Below are 4672 nucleotides of genomic sequence, written 5' to 3'. Positions count from 1 at the left end.
AAAAAAAAAAAACCCCCCGGGGGGGGGGGGGGGTCAGGAAGTGAAAGAGGATGATTTAGCGCTTACGAGGCATCATTCGCAGCAGAGTATTATCCTTCCACCAGTAATGATGGAGCAGCGCGGCGAGAGCATGCAGGCCAATCACAAAGTACCCGGCATTGGCCAACCATTCATGGATCGCCTTCAGGGTATCCACCCGCTCAAAATCGCTCTGCGGGGCATACGGCATGGTCAGACCAAAGGCATACCAGGGGTTACCGCGCCAGTACATCATCACCATGCCGATCAACGGCAAGGCAATGAACAGCAAATAGATCGCCAGGTGACCAAGATGGGCGAAACCGGTCATCATCGGCGATGGTTTCGGTACGATCGGCGGCGCCGGCGATTTCAGCCGCACCAGCAGACGCGCCACCATCAGCACGAAAATGGTGATCCCGCAGGAAACATGCACCATATTAATCAATGGCCGTTCACTGCGGGGAAAAAACCCGCGCAGCTCCATCGCCGCATAGGCTACTACTACCAGCAAAAAAACCAGCCAGTGAATCCCAATCTGCAGGCCGGAATATTTATCGCGCATGGCATATCCTTTATGGAAAGTATGATGCTGCCAACATAGCGGCGTTCCCTTAAATTTTCATTAACCTTTACGTAGAATTAACAATTGATTACCGCTTTCTGCCGAGCCGCTATGCCACGCTTAGCGCACGCTCTTTCCTGGCCGAACGACAAACCGTCCACCGGTCATTACAAAATAACACAGTTTTGTTACTTACCGCGCTACTGCCGCCGCTATAGTACAGAATGTCTGGCAGACCACACGGCCCTGGGAGATAAGAATGAAGGAAATCGGCTTACCGTTATTGCTACTGACCGCGCTGGCCAGTCCGGCTTTTGCTGCAGACTGTCAGCCAAACGGCATTGGCGGCTCGTTTTGCATTAACGATGACGGTACGACTACCGACACGGTGCCTAACGAAGTCAACGGCATGGATACGTACTCGAATAATGGCGGCTATACCAGTTCCCTGCCCGATCGGTCAGGGGCGGATGAAGCACTGGAAGGTTCATCGCTGTCGACGCAGCAAGGCGTCGGCAGCGGACAGAGCGACAGTGCGCTGGCGGGTCGCGACTGGCATTCGCCCGCCAATCTGAATGATGGCGCCGCCACCTCCAGTATGAGCCTGCTGGATAAACCCTGAGGCCAGCGGCTAAGCGAGACTCCAGCCTGCGGCGCCGATGGCGAGGGCGAAAAGCAGGCAGGCCAGCGCCGTCTTACGTAACAGCATGGTATAGAATGAAATTGCGACACCAATGAATACCACCAGCAGAATCGGCCACATGCTTAATAACAACAGCAGAAAACCCTCAATATTGTTATGGATTACGCTCTCCACATCCGCATCCTTGCCTCATCGTCGATAAAGTAAGCAGAATTTAATATGTAACATGAATACATTCAAATAAAATATAATTGTAAATGGTTATGCACCGCCTCCTGCGGTTGGCGGTGGGGCACTTTCACGCGTCCGGAGCTTTGGCATCAGAAGCAGTTCGCAAAAAAACACGTCAGGATTGTTCCATGACACTTTAGCGGCACGCTCGTATTCTCGCTGGTATCCTGCAAATTCTTCACGCCATTATTCGGCGCGGGTATCTGACACAATGCGCCGGCGATGACAGTCGCCTGGTTGCAGTTTATCCCCCTGAGCGGAACGCACATCCAGATACTGAAGGGGCTGGCCGTGCGCGTTATCCAGCAGGACCGAATAGGTTTCCCCTTGCTCAAACATATAACGCTCTCCCCATTGCCGCAGCGCCACAACAATGGGAAACACGGAGCGCCCCTTTTCAGTCAGGACATATTCCTTGTATGCGCTGCCATCCGATGCCGGTAAAATCTCGAAAATACCGATATCAACCAGATGCTTCAGCCGCGAGGCAAGGATATTTTTGGCCAGCCCCAAATTTTTTTGAAACTCGCTGAATCTCCGCACATCGTCAAATGCTTCGCGGATAATCATCAGGCACCAGCGTTCACCAATTGATTCCAACGTTCTCGCCACCGGACATTCACTGGTTCTAAGTGATTCCTGCTTTGCCATCTGCGCGCTCCTTATCAATTTATCTACTGATCTAGCTTAATCCTCACCTTTACCAGTTGCAAAAAAAAACCACTAAGGCTAATTCTATAGGCATACTAGTTTTAAAAAGCAACCAGACAGAGGATCTCTTATGAAATGCAAGGCAAGTAGATGTACCGGCCAAAGGATCCAAACTGCGTCAGTCCCTGACACGATGCTGACCACAGGGATAACGGCGTTGTTTTCACTAACCTGCGCGCTGGGAGTAGCCAATGTTTATTCAGCACAGCCTTTACTCGACTCGATGGCGGTCAGCCTGAAGGTGTCGCCAGGCATGATTGGCAGCGTCATCACCGCTACGCAGGCGGGCTATGCCATTGGCCTGCTGTTCCTGGTTCCGCTCGGAGACTGGTTGAACCGTAAATACGTGGTGATGAGTCAACTGTTGCTTTCAGTAGCGGCGTTAGTCGCGGCAGGGTTATCCCCCAATATAGCAACGCTGCTTGGCGCCATGCTGATCGTCGGCCTGATGGCCGTGGTGGTGCAGGTGCTGGTGGCCTGGGTGGCAATACTGGCGACGCCGCAGAAACGAGGCCAGGCGGTGGGTACCCTGACCAGCGGCATTGTTTCAGGTATCCTGTTATCTCGGTTTATCTCAGGCGCGATAGCCGATATCGCCGGCTGGCGAGCCGTGTATCTCACGGCTGCCTGTCTGATGTTGGTGATTGCAGGGGTCGTCTGGAAAATCATGCCTTCGCCCCCGCAGCAGCCGCAGCCGCAAAAGCCGACTTACCTTTCCTTATTGAAGTCCGTGTTTCAGCTGTACCTCACCGAGCCGCAACTGAGAAAGCGCGGGATCCTGGCGCTATTTATCTTCGCCGCTTTCAGCATGCTATGGACGACCATGGTCATGCCGCTCACCGCCCTTTCCCTCTCGCACACCCAGACGGGGATGTTTGGCTTAGCCGGCTTCGCTGGCATGCTGGCCGCCGCCAGAGCGGGCAAGTGGGCTGACCAGGGATGGGCTCAGCGCACTACCGGCCTGGCGCTGGCGCTGCTGACCATCTCATGGCTTCCTATCGGCTATGCCGAAACCTCTCTGCTCTGGCTGATAGCTGGCGTCATTGCGCTGGACTTTGCGGTACAGGCCGTTCATGTCTCCAGCCAGAGCCTGATCATTGCCGCCAGGCCTGCAGCGGCAAGCCGCCTGGTTGGGGCTTACATGTGTTTTTATTCGCTGGGCAGCGCGGCAGGGGCTATCGTTGCCACACAGCTTTATTCCCACTGGGGATGGCAGGCGGTCTGCCTTGCGGGGGCCGCGGTCAGCGCGTGTGCATTTCTGATCTGGTCAGGATCGCGTCAATCCTGATATTCGTTCTGCGTTTTAAAGGGGCCAGTCAAAAAGACCGTAATGCTGACCTGATTGCTGCCAGCTATTTGTATCGCATACATTTTTTCAATGCTTTTAAACAGTTATGTTCATGTTGTATAATGACGTGCACTTTAACTAAAAAAAGAGTGCGACCATGATTGATTCCTCATTGCCATTAACCGACATTCATCGTCATCTTGACGGTAACATCCGGGCCCAAACCATCCTCGATCTTGGCCGCGAATTTAATATCGCTCTTCCCGCAACCACCCTCGACACGCTGCGTCCTCATGTCCAGGTCACCAGCCTTGAGCCCGATCTGGTTAGTTTCCTCGCCAAGCTCGACTGGGGGGTAAAGGTCCTGGCCTCGCTGGAAGCCTGTCGCCGCGTGGCGTATGAGAACGTCGAAGACGCGGCGCGAAATGGCCTGCACTACGTTGAGCTGCGCTTCTCTCCCCGCTATATGGCGATGACCCACCGGCTGCCGGTCGACGGCGTGGTAGAGGCGGTAATTGCCGGGGTTCAAGAGGGATGCCGCGATTTCCAGGTCGACGCCCGGCTGATCGGTATTCTGAGCCGCACCTTCGGCGAAGCCGCCTGTCAGGAAGAGCTGGCGGCGCTGCTCGCCCACCGCGAGGGCATCACTGCCCTCGACCTCGCCGGCGATGAGCTAGGCTTCCCGGGTACGTTGTTCCGCAACCATTTTAACCAGGCCCGCGACGCCGGGTGGCATATCACCGTCCACGCGGGCGAAGCGGCCGGCCCGGAAAGTATCTGGCAGGCCATTCGTGAGCTGGGCGCGGAGCGCATCGGCCATGGGGTTAAAGCGGTAGAGGATCCAGCCCTGATGGACTACCTGGCCGAGCACCGCATCGGGATTGAATCCTGCCTGACCTCGAACGTGCAAACCAGCACCGTGGCCTCCCTGGCCCAGCATCCGCTGAAGCAGTTCCTTGAGCACGGCGTGCTGGCGAGCCTCAACACTGACGATCCGGCGGTCCAGGGTGTGGACATCATTCACGAGTATACCGTGGCGGCGCCGGCGGCAGGGCTGAGCCGGGAGCAGATCCGTCAGGCGCAGATCAACGGCCTGACCCTGGCGTTCCTCGGCGAACAGGAAAAAGCCGCCCTCATTCAGCGGGTTGCCAAAGGCTGATAACCGGCCCCCCCGGCGGGCCGGCCGGGGGCCCCCCCCCCCCCGGGGGGGGGGGGG

General features: G+C 56.1%; 6 protein-coding genes. 3 read left to right on the top strand and 3 right to left on the bottom strand.

Translation table 11 applies throughout. The features are described 5' to 3' along the window. Positions 1-55: 55 nt before the first annotated feature. A complete protein-coding gene (cybB, locus tag HMPREF9538_RS00995) occupies positions 56-583 on the bottom strand; it encodes a cytochrome b561 (protein ID WP_002907640.1) in 528 nt (175 codons plus the stop codon). Positions 584-842: 259 nt separating this feature from the next. On the opposite strand from cybB, the gene HMPREF9538_RS01000 reads away from it, so the two are divergent. Continuing rightward, positions 843-1205: a hypothetical protein gene (locus HMPREF9538_RS01000; protein WP_004143806.1), complete on the top strand. Its 363-nt coding sequence runs from the start codon at positions 843-845 to the stop codon at positions 1203-1205. 9 nt (positions 1206-1214) lie between these two features. Here HMPREF9538_RS01000 and HMPREF9538_RS01005 read toward each other — a convergent pair whose 3' ends face one another. Together HMPREF9538_RS01005 and HMPREF9538_RS01010 are read right to left on the bottom strand one after the other, a co-directional pair. Continuing rightward, complete coding sequence (locus HMPREF9538_RS01005; RefSeq protein WP_002907644.1) at positions 1215-1400, bottom strand: hypothetical protein; 186 nt, start codon at positions 1398-1400, stop codon at positions 1215-1217. 243 nt (positions 1401-1643) lie between these two features. Then, positions 1644-2108: a winged helix-turn-helix transcriptional regulator gene (locus tag HMPREF9538_RS01010; RefSeq protein WP_004180158.1), complete on the bottom strand. Its 465-nt coding sequence runs from the start codon at positions 2106-2108 to the stop codon at positions 1644-1646. A 193-nt stretch (positions 2109-2301) separates the two neighbouring features. Between HMPREF9538_RS01010 and HMPREF9538_RS01015 the strand changes: the two genes are divergently transcribed. Both HMPREF9538_RS01015 and add read left to right on the top strand, forming a co-directional pair. Next, positions 2302-3456: an MFS transporter gene (locus tag HMPREF9538_RS01015; protein WP_009486433.1), complete on the top strand. Its 1155-nt coding sequence runs from the start codon at positions 2302-2304 to the stop codon at positions 3454-3456. A 157-nt stretch (positions 3457-3613) separates the two neighbouring features. Then, a complete protein-coding gene (add, locus tag HMPREF9538_RS0128610) occupies positions 3614-4615 on the top strand; it encodes an adenosine deaminase (protein WP_004151209.1) in 1002 nt (333 codons plus the stop codon). Positions 4616-4672 lie beyond the last annotated feature (57 nt).

This window comes from Klebsiella sp. MS 92-3 (assembly GCF_000195655.1).
GTDB lineage: Bacteria > Pseudomonadota > Gammaproteobacteria > Enterobacterales > Enterobacteriaceae > Klebsiella > Klebsiella pneumoniae.
This window is presented reverse-complemented; position numbering and strand designations above follow the sequence as displayed.